This window comes from Azospirillum sp. NS33 (assembly GCF_059703765.1).
Map to the genome: position 1 here is coordinate 31,460 of NZ_BAAKJB010000038.1, position 22,281 is coordinate 53,740.

Annotated in this window: 18 protein-coding genes; 11 read left to right on the forward strand and 7 right to left on the reverse strand. The window is 73.6% G+C overall.

Annotation, left to right across the window (positions count from 1 at the left end; all coding sequences use genetic code 11):
• Positions 1-124 precede the first annotated feature (124 nt).
• On the forward strand, positions 125-1,873 hold the full coding sequence (locus AC6H2I_RS25420) for a type I secretion system permease/ATPase (RefSeq protein WP_497503561.1): 1,749 nt from the start codon (positions 125-127) through the stop codon (positions 1,871-1,873).
• A gap of 66 nt (positions 1,874-1,939) precedes the next feature.
• Positions 1,940-3,262: an HlyD family type I secretion periplasmic adaptor subunit gene (locus AC6H2I_RS25425; protein ID WP_497503562.1), complete on the forward strand. Its 1,323-nt coding sequence runs from the start codon at positions 1,940-1,942 to the stop codon at positions 3,260-3,262.
• On the opposite strand, the gene AC6H2I_RS25430 is transcribed toward AC6H2I_RS25425, so the two are convergent.
• A complete protein-coding gene (locus AC6H2I_RS25430; RefSeq protein ID WP_497503563.1) occupies positions 3,249-4,199 on the reverse strand; it encodes a LysR substrate-binding domain-containing protein in 951 nt (316 codons plus the stop codon). The genes AC6H2I_RS25425 and AC6H2I_RS25430 overlap by 14 nt on opposite strands.
• Positions 4,200-4,316: 117 nt before the next feature.
• On the opposite strand from AC6H2I_RS25430, the gene AC6H2I_RS25435 reads away from it, so the two are divergent.
• From AC6H2I_RS25435 to AC6H2I_RS25460, 6 genes are all read left to right on the forward strand, one after another.
• A complete protein-coding gene (locus tag AC6H2I_RS25435) occupies positions 4,317-4,526 on the forward strand; it encodes a YjiS-like domain-containing protein (RefSeq protein ID WP_497503564.1) in 210 nt (69 codons plus the stop codon).
• Between the two features lie 393 nt (positions 4,527-4,919).
• On the forward strand, positions 4,920-7,076 hold the full coding sequence (locus AC6H2I_RS25440) for an ATP-binding protein (RefSeq protein WP_497503565.1): 2,157 nt from the start codon (positions 4,920-4,922) through the stop codon (positions 7,074-7,076).
• Positions 7,073-8,788, forward strand: coding sequence for an EAL domain-containing response regulator (locus tag AC6H2I_RS25445; protein WP_497503566.1), 1,716 nt, complete (start codon positions 7,073-7,075; stop codon positions 8,786-8,788). Before AC6H2I_RS25440 ends, AC6H2I_RS25445 begins: the two co-directional genes overlap by 4 nt.
• Positions 8,785-10,323 carry a PAS domain-containing sensor histidine kinase gene (locus AC6H2I_RS25450; protein ID WP_497503567.1) on the forward strand — a complete coding sequence of 513 codons (1,539 nt, stop codon included), beginning with the start codon at positions 8,785-8,787 and terminating at the stop codon, positions 10,321-10,323. Before AC6H2I_RS25445 ends, AC6H2I_RS25450 begins: the two co-directional genes overlap by 4 nt.
• A gap of 134 nt (positions 10,324-10,457) precedes the next feature.
• On the forward strand, positions 10,458-11,864 hold the full coding sequence (lpdA, locus tag AC6H2I_RS25455; RefSeq protein WP_497503568.1) for a dihydrolipoyl dehydrogenase: 1,407 nt from the start codon (positions 10,458-10,460) through the stop codon (positions 11,862-11,864).
• A gap of 52 nt (positions 11,865-11,916) precedes the next feature.
• Positions 11,917-13,155 carry an MFS transporter gene (locus AC6H2I_RS25460; RefSeq protein WP_497503569.1) on the forward strand — a complete coding sequence of 413 codons (1,239 nt, stop codon included), beginning with the start codon at positions 11,917-11,919 and terminating at the stop codon, positions 13,153-13,155.
• Positions 13,156-13,181: 26 nt separating this feature from the next.
• Here the strand turns inward: AC6H2I_RS25460 and AC6H2I_RS25465 are convergent, their stop codons facing one another.
• The gene (locus AC6H2I_RS25465; protein WP_497503570.1) at positions 13,182-13,955 is read right to left on the reverse strand and encodes an SDR family NAD(P)-dependent oxidoreductase; all 774 of its coding nucleotides are present in this window, start codon (positions 13,953-13,955) and stop codon (positions 13,182-13,184) included.
• A 133-nt stretch (positions 13,956-14,088) separates the two neighbouring features.
• Here AC6H2I_RS25465 and AC6H2I_RS25470 point away from each other — a divergent pair, with 133 nt between their 5' ends.
• A complete protein-coding gene (locus AC6H2I_RS25470; RefSeq protein ID WP_497503571.1) occupies positions 14,089-15,036 on the forward strand; it encodes an AraC family transcriptional regulator N-terminal domain-containing protein in 948 nt (315 codons plus the stop codon).
• Here AC6H2I_RS25470 and AC6H2I_RS25475 read toward each other — a convergent pair.
• Positions 15,033-15,605, reverse strand: coding sequence for a TetR/AcrR family transcriptional regulator (locus tag AC6H2I_RS25475; protein ID WP_497503572.1), 573 nt, complete (start codon positions 15,603-15,605; stop codon positions 15,033-15,035). The two genes, AC6H2I_RS25470 and AC6H2I_RS25475, sit on opposite strands and share 4 nt — an antisense overlap.
• A 122-nt stretch (positions 15,606-15,727) precedes the next feature.
• Here AC6H2I_RS25475 and AC6H2I_RS25480 point away from each other — a divergent pair, with 122 nt between their 5' ends.
• A complete protein-coding gene (locus tag AC6H2I_RS25480; protein ID WP_497503573.1) occupies positions 15,728-16,930 on the forward strand; it encodes an MFS transporter in 1,203 nt (400 codons plus the stop codon).
• A 7-nt stretch (positions 16,931-16,937) separates the two neighbouring features.
• On the opposite strand, the gene AC6H2I_RS25485 is transcribed toward AC6H2I_RS25480, so the two are convergent.
• From AC6H2I_RS25485 to fsa, 3 genes are read right to left on the reverse strand one after another with little or no spacing between them, the layout of a single operon-like run.
• A complete protein-coding gene (locus AC6H2I_RS25485) occupies positions 16,938-17,885 on the reverse strand; it encodes a tyrosine recombinase XerC (protein ID WP_497503574.1) in 948 nt (315 codons plus the stop codon).
• 14 nt (positions 17,886-17,899) lie between these two features.
• Entirely contained in the window at positions 17,900-18,613 is a 714-nt protein-coding gene (locus tag AC6H2I_RS25490) for a DUF484 family protein (RefSeq protein WP_497503575.1), read from the reverse strand.
• A 44-nt stretch (positions 18,614-18,657) separates the two neighbouring features.
• Positions 18,658-19,314 (reverse strand): fructose-6-phosphate aldolase, encoded by a 657-nt coding sequence (gene fsa / locus AC6H2I_RS25495; protein WP_497503576.1) that lies wholly within the window; start codon positions 19,312-19,314, stop codon positions 18,658-18,660.
• A 102-nt stretch (positions 19,315-19,416) separates the two neighbouring features.
• On the opposite strand from fsa, the gene AC6H2I_RS25500 reads away from it, so the two are divergent.
• Positions 19,417-21,636, forward strand: a complete 2,220-nt coding sequence (locus AC6H2I_RS25500; RefSeq protein WP_497503577.1) for a primosomal protein N' — start codon at positions 19,417-19,419, stop codon at positions 21,634-21,636.
• 70 nt (positions 21,637-21,706) lie between these two features.
• Here AC6H2I_RS25500 and AC6H2I_RS25505 read toward each other — a convergent pair whose 3' ends face one another.
• Entirely contained in the window at positions 21,707-22,030 is a 324-nt protein-coding gene (locus AC6H2I_RS25505; protein ID WP_497503578.1) for a hypothetical protein, read from the reverse strand.
• Between the last annotated feature and the right edge of the window lie 251 nt (positions 22,031-22,281).

A 22,281-nucleotide genomic window follows, 5' to 3' on the forward strand; every position in this document is an offset into this window, starting at 1 on the left:
GGGCACGTTTTGGTGGCAAGCTTGTGACGTCCGGCAATCTTAATACCTCGTTTACCACGAAAGCGCCCAATCCTCCCAACGCGACCACCCCCGACGTGGCGCGGCGTCAATCGGAGGAGCTTCAATGCCACCCAAGACCCGGCCGACGGCCACCCCCGGCGAGGACCGCCCGGTCTTCGGCAGCCGGTATTTTGTCCGGATCCTGGTCGCAACCTTCGTCTTCAGTGCGGCCATCAACGTCCTGATGCTCGGCGTGCCCCTCTATTCGCTGCAGGTGTTCACCCGGGCCATCCCGTCGGGCAACGTCGACACCCTGGCGATGCTGACCCTGATTACGGTGCTGGTGCTGTCGATGATGGCGCTGCTGGAGGTGGTGCGCTCCCGGCTTCTGGCGCGCGCCGCCAACGCCCTGGAGGTGGCGTGGCGACGCCGGCTCGGCGCCGACGTGCTGGAGGCCGCCGGGCGCGGCCGGCCGGAGCCGCAGCCGATGGCCGATCTGGCCGAGGTGAAGGCGACGCTGACCCGGCCGGCCGTCGCCGCGGCCATGGACCTGCCCTGGACGCCGCTGTACGTCATCGGCATCTGGCTGATCCACCCGGTGCTGGGCGGCCTGATGCTGGGCGCGATGGCGGTGCTGCTGCTGCTGGGCTGGGTCGGCCACCTCGCCGGCAAGGAGCTGGCGGAGGACGCGCGCCAGCCCGCCGGCCGCGCGCAGCGCCTGTTCGAGGCGGTGCAGGCCCGCGCCGGCACGGTGCGCGCCCTGCGCATGGGGCCGGCGGTGCTGGACGCGGTGATGCGCGACAGCCTGACCACGGCGGCGCTGACCGGCCGCGCCGGCGAACGCGCCGCCACCGTCAGCGCGGTGACCAAGTGGGTGCGCTACATCCTGCAGATCGCCGTCACCGGCACCGGCGCCTGGCTGGTGATCGACAACCATCTGACCTTCGGCGGCATGATCGCCACCTCCATGCTGGTGGCCCGCGGCATGGCCCCGGTCGAGCAGACCGCCGGCGCCTGGAGCCAGGTGCTGAAGTCGCTGCAGGCGTGGCGCCGGCTGGCCCCGGTGCTCAAGCGCCTGGCGCGCGAGCCGGAGCGGGTCGCCGTCGCCGTCGGGCCGGAGCGCCTGACCCTGGAGAACGTTCTCTACGTTTCGCCGCGCGACCAGAAGCCGATCCTGCGCGCCGTGTCGCTGGCGGCCGAGCCGGGCGAGACCGTGTGCATCGTCGGCGCCAACCGCTCGGGCAAGTCGGTGCTGGCCCGCCTGCTGGCCGGCGCCCAGGCGCCGTCGGCCGGCACCCTGCGCCTCGGCGGCCTGGCGGTGGCGGCGCTCAACCCAAAGGACCCCCGCACCGCCGTCGGCTTCCTGCCCCAGCAGGTCGACCTGCTGCCCGGCACCATCGGCGACAACATCGCCCGCTTCCTGGACGACGCCGAGCCCGAGGAGATCGCCGAGGCGGCGCGGCGCGCCGGCATCCACGCCTGGATCGAGGGGCTGGCCCAGGGCTACGACACCCCGGTGGACGACGGCGCCATGCCGCTGAGCGGCGCCGTTGCCCGGTTGGTCGGCCTGGCCCGCGCCGGCTTCGGCCGCCCGGCCATGATGGTGCTCGACGACCCCGCCGCCGGGCTGGACGACGAGGGGATGGGGGTGGTCCGCGGCTTCCTGGCCGACGCCAAGGAGCGTGGCGTCACCACCGTCGTCCTCAGCCACCAGCCCGCCTTCATCGACCTCGCCGACAAGGTGTTCGTCCTCAAGAACGGCATGGCCATGGACGTCACGCCGCGCCGTGCCGAGGCCGGCAACCCCGGCGCCGTCGGCCACCTGCACCCGGTGGAGGGCGGGCGGCGTGCCGCCGTCCCGGCCGCCGGCTGATCGCCGCCGCGTGTCCCGTCTCCCCACCCGAACCCCACCTGAACCCCACCCGAACCGGAGCAGACCATGAGCACGCTGAGCAAGATGCGCGGCCTCGTCCCCGACACCGGCGTCCGGTCGCTGCTGCTGGGCGGTTGCGCGGTGCTGGCCGTCGGCTTCGGCGGGATGACCGCCTGGGCCTCCCTGGCGCCGCTGCATTCCGCCGTCTCCGCGGCCGGCGCATTGGCCCCGGAAACCGGACGCAAGGTGGTGCGCCACCAGGAGGGCGGCGAGATCGCCGAGGTGCTGGTGCGCGAGGGCGACCAGGTGGCCGCGGGCGAGGTCCTGCTGCGCCTGGACGCCACCGAGGCGGCGACCCGGCTGGAGATGCTGCAGGCGAGCTGGCGCGACGCCCTGGCCGTCCGGGCCCGGCTGACCGCCGAGCTGCTGGACCACGACGCGGTGGAGTGGCCGCAGGAGCTGGCGGAGGGCCGGGCCAACGACCCGGCGGTGGCCAAGGCCGTCGACAACCAGAAGACGCTCTTCGAGGTGCGCCGCGCCCAGCTCGGCACCGAGGAGGAGCTGATCGAGGAGCGCGTCGCCACCCTGGCGGAGGAGGCCAGGAGCCTGGAGGAGCAGCGCGGCTATCTGGCCCGCGAGATCGCGCTGATCGCCGACGACCTGGAGATCACCGAAGGCCTGCTGAAGCGCGGCAACGCCACCCGCACCAAGCTGGTGGAGCAGCAGAAGGAGCAGGCGCGCCTCAAGGGCCGCGACCACGAGCTTCAGGCCGACATCGCCAAGATCCGCCAGGAATCGGTGGAGGCCCAGGCCGACCTGGTGAAGCGGCGCAACGACTTCCGCGAGAAGGTGCTGGTCGACCTGGAAAAGGCGCGCGCCGACGTCGCCCGCCTCGCCGAGCAGATCCGCGACGCCCGTAACCGTCTGGCCGCCCGCGAGATCAAGGCGCCCGATGCCGGCACCGTGGTGATGCACGCCAACCCCGTCGCCGGCGGCATGGTGGCCGGCAACGAGCCGATCCTCGACATCGTGCCCGACAGCCGCGACCTGCTGGCCGAGGTGCGGGTGACGCCCAAGGACATCAAGTCGGTGGCGCTGGACCTGCCGGTGAAGGTGAAGCTGACGTCCTATGACAGCCGCGTCGTCGGGTCCCTGGACGGCCGGGTCGAGTACGTCTCGGCCGACCGGGTCACCGATCCGGCGCTGCGCCAGGACTACTACCTCGTGCGCATCCGCCTCGACGACTCCGACCCCCATGAGGTGCACAACCTCACCGTCAAGCCGGGCATGCCGGTCGAGGCCAGCATCATCCTGGGCGAGCGCACGCCGCTCGACTACATCCTCTCGCCGCTGGCCAACTCCTACAACAAGGCGTTCATCCAGGAGTGACGGGGAGCGTTCCGGGGCGCGGGTGCGGCGGGGGCGCTTCGGCGCCCCCGTCCGCGTGGGCGCCGCCGGCCTCCTCCAGCAGCCAGTCGCGAAAGGCGGCGATCGCCGGCCGGTCGCCCGCCCCTTCGGGGTGGACCAGCCAATAGGCGCCCATCGAGGCGGCGATCTCCGGGAACGGCGCGGCAAGTCGGCCCGCCGCGAGGTCGTCGGCGGCCAGCAGCTGGTCGGCCACCGTCGCCCCCAGCCCGGCGGCGGCGGCGTTGAGCGCCGGGTCCATGGCACCGAACACCGGGGCGTGCCGCAGGCTCTCGAATTCCGGCAGGCCGGCGGCCCGCAGCCAGGCGGTCCAGTCGGAGCCGTCCTCGCAGCCGTGCAGCAGGGCGACGCGCTCCAGCTCCGCCGGCCGGCGCAGCCGGTCGGCCAGGGCCGGGGCGCAGACCACGGTCAGGCGCTCCGCCAGAACCTCGACGCCGGCCAGGCCGCGCGGCGGTTCGCGGCAGAAGGCGATCGCCGCGTCGAACGCCCGCGGGTCGAAATCCGGGCCGTGGTTCCACGCCACCGTGACCCGGACGCGCACGTCGGGGTGGCGCGCCTGGAAGCGCTGCAGGCGGGGCATCAGCCAGCGCGTGCCGAAGGTGAACGCCACCGAGATGCGCAGGTCCCGCCCCCGCTCGGCAAGCCGCCCCACGGTGCCGGCGATCTGGTCGAAGCAGTCCGTCAGCACGGGCAGCAGGGACTCACCCGCCGCCGTCAGTTCGACGCGGCGGGTCAGGCGGCGGAACAAGGGCAGCCCGATTCCCTCCTCCAGCGCCTGGATCTGCCGGCTCACCGCGCCCTGGGTCACGCACAGCTCGTCGGCCGCCTTGGAGAAGCTGAGGTGGCGCGCCGCCGCCTCGAAGGCACGGAGCGCGTGCAGGGAGGGAAGGGAGCGCCGCATGCCGCCGGGTCCATGGATGAGTGAGACTCATGCATAGCATGAGAAGCATTGGCTTGTCGCGGGGGCAGGATTCCCCGAACCTCCGATGCGACAACAGGTGTCGAAGGATGGAGCGACATGGTGGACATGAGCGAAGCGCATCGCCTGGGGCGGTGGGGCGGCGTCGGCGGATGGCTGTCGGCCGCGCTGCCGCCGATCGCCGTCTGGCGGGAGCGGCGGCGCTACCGCCGTGCGCTGGCCCGCATGGACGCCCATCTCTGGTCGGACATCGGCCTGGACGAGGCGACGGTGCGCGCGGAGATCGCCAAGCCGTTCTGGGTGGCCTAGAGCGAAACATCCCGGCCGTCACCCTGAGCGGGGCGTGGTGTGGCCGTCATCGCCGAGGGAGGCGCCCGGCGGTCGCCGGATGATCCCGGAAGCGGGCCGGCCACGGCGCGAAGACATATTTGCAAAGCGGAGCGGCAACAAACAATCAACGACCGGGCAAGGACCCGCCGTCGCGCCGCCTCGTGTCCGGGGGCGGCAATACATCGGGGGGGATGCCGGCGGGCCGGCTGGCGCACCGGCGCGGCATCTTGCCGCGTCGGATCGGCGCGCGGCGTTGCATTGAGGCGTTGTTCACCAAATTTTTATTTATACTTGTGACAAAGGGCTTCTGGCGCGGGGGTGCGGCGGCAGCGGGGCCGCCGTCCCCGTCCAGGCAACAGGAAGCCCCGAGAGATGACCGACGCCGCGGCGACGACCGAGCGTGCCCTGCCGCTGGCCCAGTGGCTGTGGCGGTCCTACATCCGCACGGCGATCATTCCGCTCCTGGCCATCGAGGTCGGCTTCCTGGCCGTCTACTGGATCGGCAACGCGGTCATCTACGACCGCAACGCCGCCGCGATCGGCCGGATCTCCACCGACCAGATGGAACGGATCGCCCAGCGCGAGGCGGTTGCGATCGGCGAGACCCTGAAGGGGGTCGCCAACCTGACCCGGGTCTATGCCGCGCAGACCCGGCAGGCCCTGGACACGCCCTTCGAGCCACCCGCCGCGGAGGGTGACCGGTACGCCTTGTCGCCCGACGGTGTCTACCACACCGTGCGCGACATCGGGACCACCGCGTCCTTCTACAGCGGCATCGTGCCGATCGGCCCGGAGCAGTTCGAGATGGTCCGGCGCACCGCCCGGCTCGACCCGCTGATGAAGCACATCAAGGACAGCTCACCGCTCATCGCCCAGATCTACTTCAATAGCCACGATTCCTATAACAGGATCTACCCCTACTTCGATGTGCTGTCGCAGTACGCACCGAAAATGGACATCCCGAGTTTCAATTTCTACTACGAGGCGGACGACGCGCACAACCCGGACCGCGAGGCCGTGTGGACCGACGCGTACATCGACCCGGCCGGGAGCGGCTGGATGGTGTCGTCGATCGCGCCGGTGCACGGGGAGGACCGGCTGGATGGCGTGGTCGGCATCGACGTGACGATCCAGACCATCGTCGACCGCATCCTCGACCTCGACCTGCCGTGGCAGGGCTATGCGCTCCTGGTCGGGCGCGACGGCACGATCCTGGCACTCCCGGCGCGCGGCGAAGGCGACTGGGGTCTGCGCGAGAGGACGACCCACCACTACGACGAGGCGATCCGCAGCAACGTCTTCAAGCCCGACGATTTCAACATCCTGCGCCGGCCCGACACCCGCGGCCTGGCCGCGGCCCTGCGGGGGGCCGAGCGCGGCGTGGTCGACCTGGAGCTGGGCGGGGCGAACGTGGCGGCGTGGTCGCGGGTGCCGGGCCCCGGCTGGAACCTGCTGGTGATCGCCCCGCGCTCGGCCATCCTGGCGGACGCCGCGGCGCTGCGCGGCGAGCTGTCGACCGTGGGCTTCGCCATGGTGGCGATCCTGCTCGGCTTCTACGCGGTCTTCTTCGCGGTCCTCTACCGGCGGGCCCGGGTCATGAGCCAGCGCGTCGCCCGGCCCCTGGAGGCGATCGCCGCGCTGATCACCCGCATCGGCGAGGGCGCCTACCAGCAGGTGCCGCCGCGTTTCGCCGTCAGCGAACTGAATACGGTCGGCGGCCGGCTGGTCGAGATGGGCCACAGGCTGGGCACCGCCCACGACCAACTCGTGCGGTCCGAAAAGCGGGTGCGCGCCGCCCTCGAGCGGGAGCGCGGCGTCAGCGAGCTGCAGCGCCGCTTCATCGACGTGGTGTCCCACGAGTTCCGGACGCCGCTGACCATCATCGACGGCGTCGGCCAGGCGCTGGAGCGGCGGGCCGAACGGCTGACTCCGGAGCGGCTGGTCGAAAGCGGGCGGACGTTGCGCCGCGCCGTGCAGCGCACGACCGACGTGGTCGACAGCGTGCTCAACGTGACGCGGCTCGAGGAGGACGCCGCGGCCATCCGCCTGTCGGCGGTGGACGATGTCGGCGGCGTGGTGGCCGACGCCTGCGACGCCGTCGAACGGACCTTCCCCGGCCGGGCCGTGACCGTCACCGCGCCGGGCCCCGTGCCGGCGGTGTGCGACACCGCCATGGTGCGGATCGCCTGCGTCGCCGTGCTCGACAACGCGCTGCGCTACTCGCCGCCCGACACCGCCGTTGCGGTGGCGGTCGGCGCCGACGCGGGGTGGGCGGCCATCGTCGTGACCGACCACGGCGGCGGCATTCCCGCCGCGGACCTGCCGCGCATCTTCGACCGCTTCGCCCGCGGCAGCGCCGCGGTCGCCAGCCACGGCGCCGGCCTCGGCCTGCACCTCGTCCGCACCCTTCTCGAAGCCCATGGCGGGACCATCGGCGTGGACAGCGCCGTGGGCCGCGGCACGACCGTCACCCTGCGCCTGCCCCAGACCCCGCGGCGGGCCGACATCAACCCCCCGGAGGCGGCATGAGCCCCACCATCCTGTGCGTCGAGGACGAGCGCGAGATCCGGCGCTTCATCGTCGAGGAGCTCGAAGACGCCGGATTCGTCGTCGCCGAGGCCGCGGACGGGGCCACGGCGCTCGACCGCATCCGTGCGGCGCCGCCGGACCTGGTCCTGTGCGACGTCAGCATGCCGGGGATGAACGGCTTCCAGGTGCTGGAGACGGTCCGGTCCTGGCCGGGCCCGGCGGGCAGCGTGCCGTTCGTCTTCCTGACCGCCTACGGCGACCGCGGCAACGAGTTGAACGGACGGACCCTGGGCGCCGACGACTATCTGGTCAAGCCGATCGACTTCGACCTCCTGCTGGCCACGGTGCGCACCCGGCTGACCAACGCCCGGCGGGTGGCCGAGGATCGGGTGCAGGCCCTGGAGGCCCAGGTGGCCCGGCTGCTGGGCGGCGGCGCCGCCGCGTCCCGCACCGAGGTGGACGCGCGCGCCCTGGTGACGGAGCTGGAGGGCGCCGGCGGGCCGGTGGCGCTGGTGCTGGTGTCGCTCGATTGCCCGCACCGCATCGACCCGGTCGTCGGCGAGGCGCTTCCCCACGCCCTTGCGGCGGCGCTCGGTGCCGGCCCGGTGCCGGCGGACCGCATCGTGGTGCGGAGGCTGGCGCCCGACCTGGCCGCGGCGATCCTGCCCGGCACCGTGCCGGACGACTGGCTGCGCCGGGCCGCCGCCGGGCTGGTGGACCTGCCGCTCGGCGCCGTCGGCAGCCGGGTCGGCTGCCCCACGGTGCCGGCCACGGTGGCGCTGGTGACCGGCGACGACCTGCCGGCGGCGCCGTTGCAGGACCGGCTGGACGACGCCCTGCTGGCGGTGCGCTTCGCCCAGCGCGCCGGCGGCCGGACCATGGTGGTGATCGACGACACCGCGGTCGACGCGGTGCGCCGCTCGCTCTACGTCGACCGGCGCCTGCTCGACGCGCTCGATCGCGATGAGTTCTTCCTGTGCTTCCAGCCCAAGGTGCGGCTCCGCGACCGGCGGGTCGTCGGCGCCGAGGCGCTGATCCGCTGGAGCAGCCCCGAACTCGGCGCCATCCCGCCAGCGCTGTTCATCCCCATCGCCGAACGGACCGGCCGGATCGGTCCGATCGGCGACTGGGTGCTGGGCGAGGCGGTGCGGACCATCCGCCGGCTCCAGGACGACGGCATGGCGCTGCCCATCGCGGTGAACGCCTCGGTGGCGGATCTCCAGGGCGGCTACGCCGCGAAGGTCCGTCACTGCGTCGACGAGAACGGCGTCGACCCGGCCCTGCTGGAGGTGGAGATCACGGAGACCTCGGTGATCGCCGACCTGCCGCTGGTCCGCGCGGTGCTGCAGGATCTGCGCGCCGGCGGGCACCGCGTCGCGGTCGACGATTTCGGCACCGGCTATTCCTCCTTCACCTATCTGCGCGAGCTGCCGCTGGACGTGGTCAAGATCGACCAGTCCTTCATCCGCGGCGTCGACACCAAGGCCGTCGACCAGCGGATCGTCGAGAGCGTGATCGGCCTGTCCCGCGCCGTCGGGCTGGCCACCGTCGCCGAGGGGGTGGAGACGCCCGGCCAGCTGGCGTGGCTGGCGCGGATGGGATGCGACGCGGTGCAGGGCTACCACCTTGCCCGGCCGATGCCCCTGGCCGCCGTCCAGCGCTTCCTGCGGACCTGGCCGGGCGGCGTCGCCTCCGGCCGCGAGGGCGCATGACCGCGGCAACGGGCCCCTGCACCAGACCGGACGCCTCCCTCCTGGCCGCGCTGGCCCGGCTGGCCACGCCGATCTGGATCATCGATGCCGAGCGCGACGCCGTGGTGTGGGCCAACGACTCCGGGCTGCGGCTGTGGGGAGCGGCGGATGGGCGGGAGCTGCGCGCCGCCGGCCTGAGCGCGCTGTGCGGCGCGGCGCGGGCGCGCCTGCCGGCCCTGCTGGCGGCGGCCCGGCGCGGCGCGCGGCGCAGCGACCGGTGGACGCTGCACCCGTGCGGCGCCGCGCAGGTGGTGGAGTGCGCCTGTTCCGGCGTGCCGCTCGGCGACGGGCGCATCGGCGTGCTGGTGGAAGGGCGGCCGGTGCCGGGCCGCGCGGCCGACCCGGCCGATCCCGCCGACCCGGCCGACCGGACCGACGCGGCGGAGCGCAAGGACCTGGAGCGCGGCCTGCGCGGCAGCGAGGAGGCGCTGTTCGGGGTGCTGTCCCTGTCGCCGGTGCCGATCCTCATCACCCGCTATCCCGATGGCGCCATCCTGTTCCACAACGAGCGCGCCCGCGACCTGTTCGGCTTTCCCGAGGCCGGCGAGTCCGCGGTCGGCACGAGCATCGTCGCGACCTACGCCGATCCCGCGGAACGCTTGCGGTTCCTGGCGCGCGTGCGCGAGCGGGGGGTGGTCAACGGGCTGGAGGTCCGCATGCGCTCCTCCAGCGGCCGGACGTTCTGGGCGTCGGTGTCGGCGTCCCTGCTGCCCTACCACGGGGTGCCGGCCTGCGTGGCCTGCATCATCGACATCGACGCGGCGAAGGAGACGGAGGCGGCGCTCCAGGTCGCGCTGGACCGCGAGCGGCAGATCAACCGCCTGCAACGCCAGTTCGTGTCGATCGCCTCCCATGATTTCCGCACGCCGCTGACCATCATCGACGCCGCCGCGCAGCGGGTGCAGCGGCGGGTGGAGCGCATCCCGCCGGAGGAGCTGGCGGACCGCATGGCGAACATCCGGGCGGCGGTGGCGCGCATGTCGGCGGTGGTCGACAGCACGCTGGAGGCGGCGCGTTTCGACGAGGGGCACGTCCAGTTCGCGCCCCGCCCCTTCGACCTCCGGCAGCTGCTGCTCGACGCCAGCCGGCGCCAGGAGGATGTGGCGACACGGCACCGCATCCTGTGCGACGTGTCGGAGCTGCCGGAAACCGTCGTCGGCGACCCCGACCTGCTGGAGCGGGTCTTCACCAACCTGCTGTCCAACGCCGTGAAGTACGCCCCCGACGCGCCGCTGATCGAGGTGCGGGGCGCCACCGAGGACGGTGCCGTGGTGGTCAGCGTCACCGACCAGGGACTCGGCGTGCCCGCGGCCGAGCAGGCGCACCTGTTCGAGCGGTTCTTCCGCACCAGCCGCACCGCCGGGATCCCCGGCACCGGCATCGGCCTCAGCGTCGTCAAGCAGGTGGTCGACCTCCACGGCGGCGCGGTCGGGGTGGTCAGCGCCGACGGGCAGGGCTCGACCTTCACGGTGCGGCTGCCCGTTCGGGGGCGCTAGGGGCTGGTCCGCCCTGCCCAGTTGACCGTTGCGCGTTGCAGCGCGGGGGGGCATAAAACCCGGCGCGTTCCTCCCCCACGCACGGGGTGGGCTTCCGGCAACACCAGCACAAGAACGGCGGAAGGAAAAGCCCAATGGCTGAGAGCACTTATGACGTCGTCGTCATCGGCGGCGGTCCCGGCGGTTATGTCTGCGCGATCCGGGCGGCCCAGCTCGGCTTCAAGGTCGCGTGCGTTGAAAAGCGCACGGCGCTGGGGGGCACCTGCCTGAACGTCGGCTGCATTCCGTCCAAGGCCCTGCTCTCGGCCTCGGAGAAGTTCGAGGAGGCCAGGCACGGCCTCGCCCGCTTCGGCGTCAAGGTCGCCGGGGTGGAGCTCGACCTGCCCGGCATGATGAAGCACAAGGACGACGTCGTCAAATCCAACACCGGCGGCATCGAGTTCCTGTTCAAGAAGCACAAGATCGCCTGGATCAAGGGCTCCGGCCGCCTGGTCGACTCCAAGACCGTGGCCGTGGAGGGCGAGGCGCCGGCGACGCTGACGGCCTCCAAGGCGGTGGTCATCGCCACGGGCTCCGAGGTGACGCCGCTGCCCGGCCTGACCATCGACGAGACGACCATCGTGTCGTCGACCGGCGCGCTCTCCCTTCCGGAGGTGCCCAAGCGCCTGGTGGTCATCGGCGGCGGGGTGATCGGCCTGGAGCTGGGGTCGCATTGGGGCCGGCTGGGCGCCCAGGTCACGGTGGTCGAGTACCTCGACCGCATCCTGCCGACCATGGACGGCGAGCTGTCCAAGCAGATGCAGCGCATCCTCGCCAAGCAGGGCATGACCTTCAAGCTGGGCGCCAAGGTCACCGGGGCGACGACCGGCGAGGGCGGCGTGACCCTGACGGTGGAGCCCGCGGCCGGCGGTGCCGCCGAGGAGATCCAGGCCGACGTGGTGCTGGTCGCCATCGGCCGCCGCGCCCACACCGAGGGCCTGGGCCTCGACGCCGCCGGGGTGAAGACCGACGAGCGCGGCCGGGTCGAGATCGACGCCCATTTCGCCACCAACGTGCCCGGCGTCTACGCCCTCGGCGACGTGGTCAAGGGGCCGATGCTGGCCCACAAGGCCGAGGAGGAGGGGGTGGCCCTGGCTGAGATCCTGGCCGGCCAGCACGGTCACGTGAACTACGACGTCATCCCCGGCGTCGTCTACACCTGGCCCGAGGTTGCCTCGGTCGGCCGGACCGAGGAGGAGCTGAAGGCGGCGGGCATCGCCTACAACGCCGGCAAGTTCCCGTTCACCGCCAACGGCCGGGCCCGCGCCATCAACGCCACCGACGGATTCGTGAAGATCCTGGCCGACGCCCGCACCGACAAGGTGCTGGGCGCCCACCTCATCGGTCCCAACGTCTCGGAAATGGTTTCGGAGCTGGTGCTGGCCATGGAGTTCGGCGCCTCGGCCGAGGACGTGGCCCGCACCTGCCATGCCCATCCGACCCTGACGGAGGCCACCAAGGAGGCCGCGCTGGCCGTCGACCGCCGCCCGCTGCACATGTAAGGGGCCGGGCCGGCCGCCTTCCGCCCGGGGGCGGCCGGCCCGTTCGCGCTCCATGGCCCGCTCCCGCCCCGCCGGCGCGCCGCTCTCGCCCGCCGCCCTGACCCTGGTGCTCTGTCTGGCGGAGTCGCTGGGCATGGCCGGCACCATGACCGTCCCGACGCTGCTGCCGGTGTTCATGGCCGAGTGGGGCCTGTCCTCGGCCGAGGCGGGGTGGCTGACCGGCGTCGCCCATCTCGGCTACGTCGCCGCGGTGCCGGTGCTGCTGGCGCTGACCGACCGGGTGGACAGCCGGACCATCTACGTCCTGTCGACGGCGTTGACCGCGGCGGGCTGCGCCGGCTACGCCCTGCTGGTCGACGGATTCTGGTCGGGGATGCTGTTCCGGGCGCTGGGCGGGATCGGCCTGGCCGGCACCTACATGCCAGGCCTGCGCATCCTCTCCGACCATGTCGCCGGGCCGGGCCAGGCCCGCTGCATGTCCTTCTACACCGCCACCTACGGCGTGGGCTCGGCGCTGTCGGCGCTGATCGCCGGGCTGGCGGTCCAGGCGGGCGGCTGGCCGCTCGCCTTCGGGCTCTCCACCGCCGCCGTGGCCGGCGCCCTCGCACTGGCCCTGGCCCTGGTGCCGCCGACCCCGCCGCCGCCCGACCAGGGCCACGGCGGCGGCCACGCCGTGGCCCTGTTCGACTTCCGCCCGGTCCTGCGCAACCGCCCGGCCATGGGCTACATCCTCGCCTACGCCGCCCATTGCTGGGAACTGTTCGGCTACCGCGGCTGGATCGCCGCCTTCCTGGCCTTCGCCGCCGGCGCCGGGGCGGGGGAGGTGCCGGGGGCGGTGACGGCGCTCGTCACGGTGGCGCTCCTGCTGGGCGTGCCGGCCTCGATCCTCGGCAACGAGGCGGCGCTGCGCTGGGGGCGCGACCGTGTGCTCACCGTGGTCATGCTGGCCTCGGCGGCCATCGCCGCGGCGATCGGCTTCGCCGCGGCGCTGCCGTTCTGGGCGGTGGCGGCGCTGTCGCTGGCCTATGTGGTGACGGTCACCGGCGACAGCGCCTCGCTCACCGTCGGCATGGTCGGCGCGTCCTCCGCCGGGCGCCGCGGGGCGGCCATGGCCATGCACTCCCTGTTCGGATTCGCCGCCGCCTTCGCCGCCCCCATCGCCTTCGGGCTGGTGCTGGAAACGGCGGGCGGCCGCGACGCCGTGGTCGCCTGGGGCCTGGCCTTCGCGTCGCTGGGCGTCGTCGTGGCGCTGGGGCCGCTGGCCCTCCGGACGCTGGGCCGCCGGCGCTGAGGCCGGTCCGCCCGCGGCCGCCCGGGTCAGATGCCCTGGCCGCCCGACACCTCGATCCGCTGCGCGTTGACCCAGCGGGCGTCGCTCGACAGCAGGGCGGCGATCGCCGGTCCGATGTCGTCGGGCACCCCGACCCGGCCCAGCGCGGTCATGCCGGCGAAGAGGCGGTTGAGGTCCGGGGTGTCGCGCACGGCGCCGCCGAGGAAGTCGGTCTCGACGGCGCCCGGCGCCACCGTGTTGACGGCGATGCCGCGCGCGCCCAACTCCTTGGCCAGGTAGACCGAGAGCACCTCCACCGCGCCCTTGGCCGCGGCGTAGGCGGCGAAGCCGGGGAACGACAGCCGGGTCAGGCCGGACGACAGGTTGACGATGCGGCCGCCGTCGGCGAGCAGCGGCAGCAGCGCCTGGGTGAGGAAGAACACCCCCTTGACGTGCACCGCGAAGAGGGCGTCGAACTGCGCCTCGGTGGTCGCGCCGAAGGGCGCCATGTCGCCGTGGCCGGCGTTGTTGACGAGGTGATCCAGCGTGTCCCGGTCCCAGCCGTCGCGCAGAGCGGCGCGCAGCCGCTCGGCGAAGCCGGCGAATCCGGCGCTGTCGGCGGTGTCGAGGGGCAGGGCGGCGGCCCGGCGGCCGAGGCCGTGGATCTCCGCCACGACGGCCTCGGCCGCCGCGGCGCCGCTGCGGTAGGTGATCACCACATCGCCGCCGCGGCGGGCGACGGCCAGGGCGGTGCTGCGGCCGAGGCCGCGGCTGGCGCCGGTGACCAGGGTGAGGGGGGCCGGTGCGGGGGTCGTGGTCATGGATGGCTCCTTGGGTTCGGACACGGCCCCAATGTCGGTCGGGCGGGCCGCGCCGGGTTGCCGGAAGCTCGACCATCCTTGCCCGATCGTCCGGGCGGGGTGTTTTGATGCGCCGTTGGAGTAGGCTCGCCCCATGACCACGCTGCTCGACGCCGTCCGCCGCCACGCCCAGGCCCATGCCGACCGCCGCGGCATCGCCGCGACGCCCGTTCCGGGTCTGACCACGGTCCGGGCCACGGCGCCCAGCGAGCTGGTCTTCGACATCGCGCGGCCCCTCGTCTGCCTGGTGCTGCAGGGGGGCAAGCAGGTCACCATGGGGACGCGGCCCTTCGACTTCTCCGCCGGCGATTCGCTGCTGATCACCGCCGACGTTCCCACCGTGAGCCGGATCACCCGCGCCAGCGCCGCCGCCCCCTATCTGTCCCTGGTGCTGGAACTGGACGCCGCGGTCATCGCCGAACTGGCGGGGGGGAGGGGCGGCGGCGCGGAGGACGACCACCCGCCGGTGCGACTCGACGCCACCGACGCCGAGGTGATCGACGCCGCGCTGCGGCTGATGCGGCTCCTCGACCGGCCGGCCTCGCTGCCGGTGCTGCGCGACTCCATGGTGCGCGAGCTGCACCACTGGCTGCTGGCCGGCCGCCACGGCGGCGCGATCCGACGCCTCGGCTGGCCCGACGGCCGCGAGGGGCGGATCGCCCGGGCCGTGGCCGTGCTGCGGGCCGAGTATCCGCGGCCGCTGCGCATCGAACGGCTGGCCGAGGTCGCCGGGATGAGCCGGTCGTCCTTCCACCAGCATTTCCGGGCGGTGACCTCGCTGTCGCCGCTCCAGTTCCAGAAGCGGCTGCGCCTGATCGAGGCGCGGCGGCGGATGCTGGCCGAGGGGGCGAGCGCCGGCGCCGCGGCCTTCGCGGTCGGCTATGAGAGCGTGTCCCAGTTCACCCGGGAATACGGCCGGCTGTTCGGCCAGCCGCCGGTGCGCGACGTGCGGGCGCGGCGGCGGGCCGGCCCGGGGGACGCGGCGCCGCCGGCCGGCGGGCCGGACGCCCTCTCGGAACCACCCGGCCGGGGTCCGGCTTAGCCAGCCGGGGACCGGCCCAGCAGACGGTCCACCAGGTCCCGGCAGTGGTTGGACGACACGGGCGCGGCGCCGAACAGGATGCGGAACATGACCGGGGCCACCGTGGCGTCCAGGGCGGTGTCGGCATCGGGTGCCGCCTCGCCGCGGGCGGCGGCCCGCGCCGTCATCGTCGCCAACTGGGCGCGGGTGAAGTCGAGGCACTGGCAGGGGCGGGACGCCTGCGGGTCGCTGGCCAGCACGTCGCGGATCATCGCCCGCCCCGGGGCGGAGGACATCTCGTCGGCGTACTGCTCCAGCCAGGCCAGCAGGTCGGCCCGGTAGCTGCCGCGGTCCGGCGGCGGCGCGTCCGGGCGCAGCCGCTCCACCGCGACGTCGCCCAGCAGGTCCTGCAGGTCGCCCCAGCGGCGGTAGATCGTCGACGGCGTCACCCCGGCCCGGCCGGCGATCAAGGGAATGGTCAGACCGTCCCGTCCCACCTCCGCCAACAGCTCCTGCACCGCCGCGTGGACCGCCGCCTGCACCCGGGCGCTGCGACCACCCGGCCGCGGCACCGCTTCCCGTCCCTCCATCCCCATCCTCCCGACCGCGCCACCACCACGCCTTGGGGCCACTAACGCAAATAATTTGCTTTAGTGGCGGAGTGGTCCATCTACCTAAAGCACATCATTTGCTTTAAGGGATCCGACACCCCATGTCGACGGCGATCGAACCCGCCCCCGTGGCCGCTGGCGGCACCGTCGTCCAGGCGGTGACCCTGGCGACCCTGCTTGCCGCCTCGGCGGCCCCGACTCCGCTCTACGGGGTCTACCAAAACATGTGGGGCTTCTCCCCGGTGGTCCTGACCCTGGTGTTCGCGGTCTACGCCTTCAGCCTGCTGGCGGCGCTGCTGACCGTGGGGTCGCTGTCCGACCATCTCGGCCGACGGCCGCTGATCCTCGTGGCCTTGGCCCTCCAGGCGGTGGCGCTCGGTCTGTTCCTCGTCGCCGACGCGGTTCCGACGCTGCTGGCGGCCCGCGTCGTGCAGGGCGTCTCCAACGGCATCGCCACCACCGCGCTCGGCGCCGCGCTGGTGGACGGCAGTCCGACCCGCGGCGCCCTGGTCAACAGCGTGGCGCCCCTGTTCGGGATGGCGGTGGGCATCCTTGGCGCCTCGGCGTTGGTGGCGTTCGCACCGGAGCCGACCCGGCTGGTCTACCTGCTGCTGCTGGTGGCGGCGGCGGTCCAGGCCGTCCTGGTCTGGCGCATGCCGGAGACCGCTCCGTTCCGGCCCGGCGCCTGGGCGTCCCTCAAGCCGGTGGTGCGGGTTCCGGCGCCGGCCCGCAGCGCGCTGCTGCGGGTGACGCCCATCAACGTGGCGGTGTGGGGCCTCGGCGGCTTCTTCCTGTCCCTGGTGCCGACCCTGGTGCGGGTGGTGGCCGGTACGGCCTCGTCCCTGGTCGGGGGCATCGTGGTGGCCACCCTGACGCTGAGCGGTGCCGCGGTCATCCTGTGGTTCCGCCAGGCGCCGGCGCGCGTCCTGCTGGCCCGCGGTCCGCTGGCGCTGGGCGTCGGGTTGGCCAGCCTGCTGGCCGGCGTCCACGCCGGGGAGGTGACGCTGCTGCTGGTCGGCACCGCGGTCGCCGGGGCGGGCTTCGGCGCCAGCTTCCTCGGCGCTCTGCGCACGGTCATGCCGCTGGCCGCGCCCGAGGAGAGGGCGGGCCTGCTCGCCGCTTTCTACATCGAGAGCTACCTGGCGTTCAGCCTGCCGGTTCTGGCGGCGGGCGCCCTCACCCACCGTCTTGGCCTGGTGGCCGCCACCGATGTCTACGCCGGGATGCTGTTGGCGCTGCTCGCCGGCGGGGTGGTGGCGGTCCACCGCGCCCCCGCCCGGGCGCCATGCCCCGCCGCCGGCTGAGGGCGGATCAGCCCTCGCGCGCCCGCGGGTGGGCGGCGGCGTAGACGGCGAAGAGCTGCTCGTTCTCGACGTCGGTGTAGCGCTGGGTGGTGGAGAGGGAGGCGTGGCCCAGCAGGTCCTGGATCGCCCGCAGGTCGCCGCCGCCGGCCAGCAGATGGGTGGCGAAGCTGTGGCGGAGCGCATGCGGTGTCGCGCTGTCCGGCAGCCCCAGCAGGCGGCGCAGGTGCTGCATCTGGCGGGCCGCCACCGCGGGGTTGAGGCGGCCGCCGCGCATGCCGACGAACAGCGGCGCGGCGGACCCGGCACGGTGCGGGCAGGCGTCGAGGTAGGCGCGCACCGCCGCCGCCACCGCCGGCAGGACCGGGACGATGCGCTCCTTGCGGCCCTTGCCCAGCACCCGCAGGGTGTCGCCCAGCGGCGCCTCGCCGCGACTCAGCCCCAGCGCCTCGGAGATGCGCAGGCCGCAGCCGTAGAGCAGGGTGAACAGGGCGCGGTCGCGCGCCCCGACCCACGGCGCCTCGGGCTCGCCGCCAGCGGCGTCGAGCAGGGTGGCGGCGTCGGGCACGCTCAGGGGGCGCGGCATCGGCCGCTTGGCGCGCGGTGTCTTGAGCACGCCGATGATCGGGTTGTGCAGCCGCCCGGAGCGGTCGAGCCAGCGGAACAGGTTGCGCACCGCCGCCATCTCGCGCGCCCGGCTGGCCGAGCCCAGCCCGTCGGCGGCGCGCTTGGCCAGCCAGGCGCGAAAATCCATGGCCTTGAGGTCGCCCAGCGCGTTCAGCGACGGCGGCGCCCCGTGGTAGCCGGTGAGGAAGGCGAGGAACACGCCGACGTCGTGGACATAGGCGTCCAGGGTGTGCGGCGACATGCCCTTCTCCACCTCCAGCCAGCGCCGCCAGTGGACGAGCGCCTCCTGGACGTCCTCGCGGGCCGAGAAACCGGGGGCTGCGCTCGACACCGCCGCCGCCGCCGTCAGGCGGGGAGGTCGAGCCAGGAGCGGATGACCCGCTCCACCACCCGGGCCAGGAAACCGACCAGTTCGGTCGCCTGGCCGTCGTGGAACATGTCGGGCTCGCGCGAGCCGAAGGCGAGGATGCCCTCCGGCGTCTCGCGCGAGACCTGGAGGCGGATCAGCGCCTGGGAGCGCACCAGCCCGGCGGCCGGGCCGAAGATCTCCTCGGCACCCGGCACGTCGGCGTGCAGCGCCACGTCGCGGCTGCCCAGCCATTGGTCCACCGTCCCCGGCTCCACCACGCGCACGCCGCTGCGGTGGACGTGGGGCAGGTCCTGCCCGTTCGATTCGACGACCAGGCAGGCGACGTCGAGGTCCAGCAGCACCGCCAGGTCGGTGGTGATGGTCTGCACCAGGTGTTCCAGGCTCTGGGCGTCGAGCAGGAACAGCACCGCGGCGTGGATGCGGTTCTGGCTGTTGAGGTTGGCCCGGGTCGTCACCACCAGCTCGCGCTGCTGGTCCTTGAGGCGCCGCACCTCGCCGCGCAGGCGCTCCACCATGAACGCCTGCAGATCCACCACCCCCTGGCCGCGGTCGAGCGACGGCGGGGTCAGGTGGTGGACCAGTTCGGCGTTCTGGACCAGGAAGTCGGGATGGGCGCGCAGATAGGCGCTGACGTCCTCGGCGGTGAGGGTGTCCGGCATCTTGCGGGTCGGTCCGGGCTCCGGGGCCATGGGCGTCGCGCTCCTTTCGCGCGTCTGTCGCGGCGGGGGCGCCGTCAGAGGATGGTCTGGCCGGTCTTCTTCCAGTCCTCGACGAACTGGGCCAGCCCCTTGTCCGTCAGCGGATGGTTGAAGAGCTGTTTCAGGACCGCCGGCGGCGCGGTCACCACGTGGGCGCCCAGCAGCGCCGCCTTGACGATGTGCTGCGGGCTGCGGATGGAGGCCACCAGCACCTCGGTGCGGAAATGCTCATAGTTGCGGTAGATCTCGCAGATCTCGTCGATCAGCCCCATGCCGTCCTGGCCGATGTCGTCGAGACGGCCGACGAACGGCGACACGAAGGTGGCGCCGGCCTTGGCGGCGAGGATCGCCTGGGCGGGCGAGAAGCACAGGGTGACGTTGACCATGCGGCCGTCGTCGGACAGGTTCTTGCAGACCTTGAGGCCGGCCGGGGTCAGCGGCACCTTGACGGCGACACGCTCGGAAATCTTGGCGATGTGGCGGCCTTCCGCCAGCATGGTCTCGAAATCGGTGGCGGCCACCTCGGCGCTCACCGGGCCGTCGACGACGTCGCAGATCTCGGCCACAAGATCGAGAAACTTGCGGCCGGACTTGGCGACCAGGGAGGGATTGGTGGTAACACCGTCGAGCAGGCCGGTGTCGGCGAGGTCGCGGATCTCCGCGATGTCGGCGGTGTCGACGAAGAACTTCATGATGACGAGTCCATGTCCATGCTGTGCGGTGCGTCGCGGTCGGGCGTCGGGTCCGCCCCCCGGGGGCGGCGGCCCGGCCGTCGTTTGGCGGCAGTCTAGCCTATGAGCGCGCCGCTTGCCAGTTCCGCCCCGGCTCCGGACCGGGCTCCCGCGGTGCGGCGCGTCGCCGTGCTGCTGCCGCTGCCGCTGCGCGAGGCCTACGACTACCGCGTGCCGCCGGGCATGGAGCTGGCGCCGGGCGACTACGTGGAGGTGCCGCTGGGCCCGCGCCGGGTCATCGGCGTGGTGTGGGGGGAGGGCGCCGGGACCGTCGACTCCGGCCGGCTGAAGGCGGTGGTGCGCCGCTTCGACGCGCCCGCCATGCCGGAGGTCGAGCGCCGCTTCGTGGAGTGGGTGGCCTCCTACACCATGACCCAGCCGGGCATGGTGCTGAAGATGGCGGTGAGCGTCCCGGCGGCGCTGGAGCCGCCGCGGCCGCTGCTGGTCTACCGCCGCGCCGCCGGCCCGGTGCCCGACGGCGTCAAGGTGACCGAGGCGCGGCGCCGCGTCCTGGCGCTGCTGGAGGACGGGCCGCCGCGTCCGGCGGCCGAACTGGCCGAGGAGGCGGGGTGCGGCGTCACCGTGGTGCGCGGGCTGGCCGAGGCCGGCGTGCTGGAGGCGGAGTTGCTGGCGCCGCGCGCGGCGGCCGCGCGCCCGGACTGGCGGCGCCCCGGCCCGGCCCTGTCCGGCGCCCAGGCGGCGGCGGCCGACGCCCTGCGCGCGGCGGTCAGCGGGCACCGCTACGCCGCCCTGCTGCTGGACGGGGTGACCGGCTCGGGCAAGACGGAGGTGTATTTCGAGGCGATCGCCGCCTGTCTGGCGGCCGGCCGCCAGGCGCTGGTTCTGCTGCCCGAGATCGCCCTGTCGGCGCAGTGGCTCGACCGCTTCGCCGGGCGCTTCGGCGCGGCGCCGGCGGAATGGCATTCGGAGCTCACCGGCGCGGCGCGGCGCGACACCTGGCGGGCGGTGGCGCGCGGCGAGCTGCCGGTGGTGGTGGGGGCGCGCTCGGCCCTGTTCCTGCCGTTCCCCGACCTCGGCCTGATCGTCGTCGACGAGGAGCACGACGGCGCCTACAAGCAGGAGGACGGCGCCATCTACCACGCCCGGGACATGGCGGTGACGCGCGCCAACCTCGGCCGGGTGCCGGTGGTGCTGGCCTCCGCCACCCCGGCGCTGGAAACCAAGGTCAACGCCGACGCCGGCCGCTACCGGCGCATCGTCCTGCCGGCCCGCCACGGCGGCGCCCTGCTGCCGGAGGTGAGGCTGGTCGACCTGCGCGCCGACCGCCCCCCGCCGCGCCAATGGCTGGCCCCGACCCTGCGCCAGGCGCTGGCCGACACCCTGGCCGGGGGGGAGCAGGCGATGCTCTTCCTCAACCGCCGCGGCTACGCCCCGCTCACCCTGTGCCGCACCTGCGGCCACCGCCTGCGCTGCCCGAACTGCACGGCCTGGCTGGTGGAGCACCGGCTGGCCCGTAAGCTGCAATGCCACCATTGCGGCCTCTCCCAGCCCCTGCCCGAGACCTGCCCCGAGTGCGGCGACGCCCACCCCTTCGCCGCCTGCGGCCCCGGCGTCGAGCGCATCGCCGAGGAGGTGGCCCACCTCTTTCCCGATGCGCGGGCCGCCGTCATGGCCTCCGACACCCTGACCGGTCCGCGCGCCATCCAGGTGATGATCGACCGCATCGCCCGGCACGAGCTGGACATCGTCATCGGCACCCAGGTCATGGCCAAGGGCCACCATTTCCCGATGCTCACCCTGGTGGGGGTGGTGGACGCCGACCTCGGCCTGTCCGGCGGCGACCTCCGGGCGGGCGAGCGCACCTACCAGCTCCTCCACCAGGTCGCCGGCCGGGCCGGCCGCGGCGAGCGACCGGGCACCGTCTATCTCCAGACCTTCATGCCCGAGCATCCGGTGATGCAGGCCCTGGCCGCCGGCGACCGCGACGGCTTCTACGCCCTGGAGGCGGAGATGCGCCAGGAGGCGGCGATGCCACCGTTCGGCCGGCTGGCGGCGCTGATCGTCTCGGGCGAGGACGAGGGGCTGGTCGACCGCACCGCCATGGCCCTGGGGCGCGCCGCGCCGCGCAGCGACACGGTGGCGGTGCTGGGCCCGGCCCCGGCGCCGCTCGCCCTGCTGCGCGGCCGCCACCGCCGCCGCCTGCTGCTGAAGGCACCCCGCGGCGTGGCGGTGCAGCCCCTCATCGCCGGCTGGCTGGAGCGGGTCGCCGTGCCCTCCGCCGTGCGCGTCCAGGTCGACGTGGATCCTTATAGCTTCCTGTAGCATAGCTTCCTGTAGCCGCGCCGCCCGGCGGGACGCGCCGACTCCGCCGGCCGCCCCGCGGGCGCGGTCATCAGACCACGCGCACGGTGCGCTCGGCCGCGCGGCGCGGCCGCCAGATCGCCAGGCACTCCGCGGCGCTGCCGCCGGTGCCGATGGCGTACCAGCCGGAGCGGTCGTTGAAGTGCAGGTGATAGGCCCCGGTGCGGTCGCGCTCGAAGCGGAACACCGGGCGGTCGACGCCGGGCAGCAGCACCAGCAGGCGGTCGAAGTCCCGCCCCGACTCCCGCACGATCCCCGCCCAATGGCCCTGGCGCAGCTTCGGTTCGGCCACCCGCTCGAACACGGCGAGGTCGGCCGGGGTGAAGCGGGCGGCGGTGAAGGCGAGGACGGTCATACGGGCCACACGGGGTCGGGGTGCACGCATCGGGCGAAAAGGCTTCCGACCCTGCTCCCGAACCGTTAACCATGCCTTAAGGCGCCGCGGCCATCGTGCCGAAGTCACAGGCGCGCCCGTGCGCGTCTTTTGGCCGAGCGAGCGAACGCATTGGCGGTGTTGACGGATTCCATCCGGGTGGTGGAAAGCCTGCACACCTACTGTCCAAGGCCGGTTGCGCCTCCGCTTATCCTGTGATATTGGACCGCTCG

Excerpts from the sequence above, each read along its gene's own strand:
- AC6H2I_RS25480 (WP_497503573.1), top strand. The coding sequence starts at position 15,728 with ATGTCGACGGCGATCGAACCCGCCCCCGTGGCCGCTGGCGGCACCGTC.
- AC6H2I_RS25420 (WP_497503561.1), top strand. The coding sequence starts at position 125 with ATGCCACCCAAGACCCGGCCGACGGCCACCCCCGGCGAGGACCGCCCG.
- AC6H2I_RS25490 (WP_497503575.1), bottom strand. The coding sequence starts at position 18,613 with ATGGCCCCGGAGCCCGGACCGACCCGCAAGATGCCGGACACCCTCACC.
- AC6H2I_RS25445 (WP_497503566.1), top strand. The coding sequence starts at position 7,073 with ATGAGCCCCACCATCCTGTGCGTCGAGGACGAGCGCGAGATCCGGCGC.
- AC6H2I_RS25470 (WP_497503571.1), top strand. The coding sequence starts at position 14,089 with ATGACCACGCTGCTCGACGCCGTCCGCCGCCACGCCCAGGCCCATGCC.
- AC6H2I_RS25505 (WP_497503578.1), bottom strand. The coding sequence starts at position 22,030 with ATGACCGTCCTCGCCTTCACCGCCGCCCGCTTCACCCCGGCCGACCTC.
- fsa (WP_497503576.1), bottom strand. The coding sequence starts at position 19,314 with ATGAAGTTCTTCGTCGACACCGCCGACATCGCGGAGATCCGCGACCTC.
- AC6H2I_RS25460 (WP_497503569.1), top strand. The coding sequence starts at position 11,917 with ATGGCCCGCTCCCGCCCCGCCGGCGCGCCGCTCTCGCCCGCCGCCCTG.
- AC6H2I_RS25450 (WP_497503567.1), top strand. The coding sequence starts at position 8,785 with ATGACCGCGGCAACGGGCCCCTGCACCAGACCGGACGCCTCCCTCCTG.
- AC6H2I_RS25435 (WP_497503564.1), top strand. The coding sequence starts at position 4,317 with ATGGTGGACATGAGCGAAGCGCATCGCCTGGGGCGGTGGGGCGGCGTC.
- AC6H2I_RS25465 (WP_497503570.1), bottom strand. The coding sequence starts at position 13,955 with ATGACCACGACCCCCGCACCGGCCCCCCTCACCCTGGTCACCGGCGCC.
- lpdA (WP_497503568.1), top strand. The coding sequence starts at position 10,458 with ATGGCTGAGAGCACTTATGACGTCGTCGTCATCGGCGGCGGTCCCGGC.
- AC6H2I_RS25430 (WP_497503563.1), bottom strand. The coding sequence starts at position 4,199 with ATGCGGCGCTCCCTTCCCTCCCTGCACGCGCTCCGTGCCTTCGAGGCG.
- AC6H2I_RS25475 (WP_497503572.1), bottom strand. The coding sequence starts at position 15,605 with ATGGAGGGACGGGAAGCGGTGCCGCGGCCGGGTGGTCGCAGCGCCCGG.
- AC6H2I_RS25425 (WP_497503562.1), top strand. The coding sequence starts at position 1,940 with ATGAGCACGCTGAGCAAGATGCGCGGCCTCGTCCCCGACACCGGCGTC.
- AC6H2I_RS25440 (WP_497503565.1), top strand. The coding sequence starts at position 4,920 with ATGACCGACGCCGCGGCGACGACCGAGCGTGCCCTGCCGCTGGCCCAG.
- AC6H2I_RS25500 (WP_497503577.1), top strand. The coding sequence starts at position 19,417 with ATGAGCGCGCCGCTTGCCAGTTCCGCCCCGGCTCCGGACCGGGCTCCC.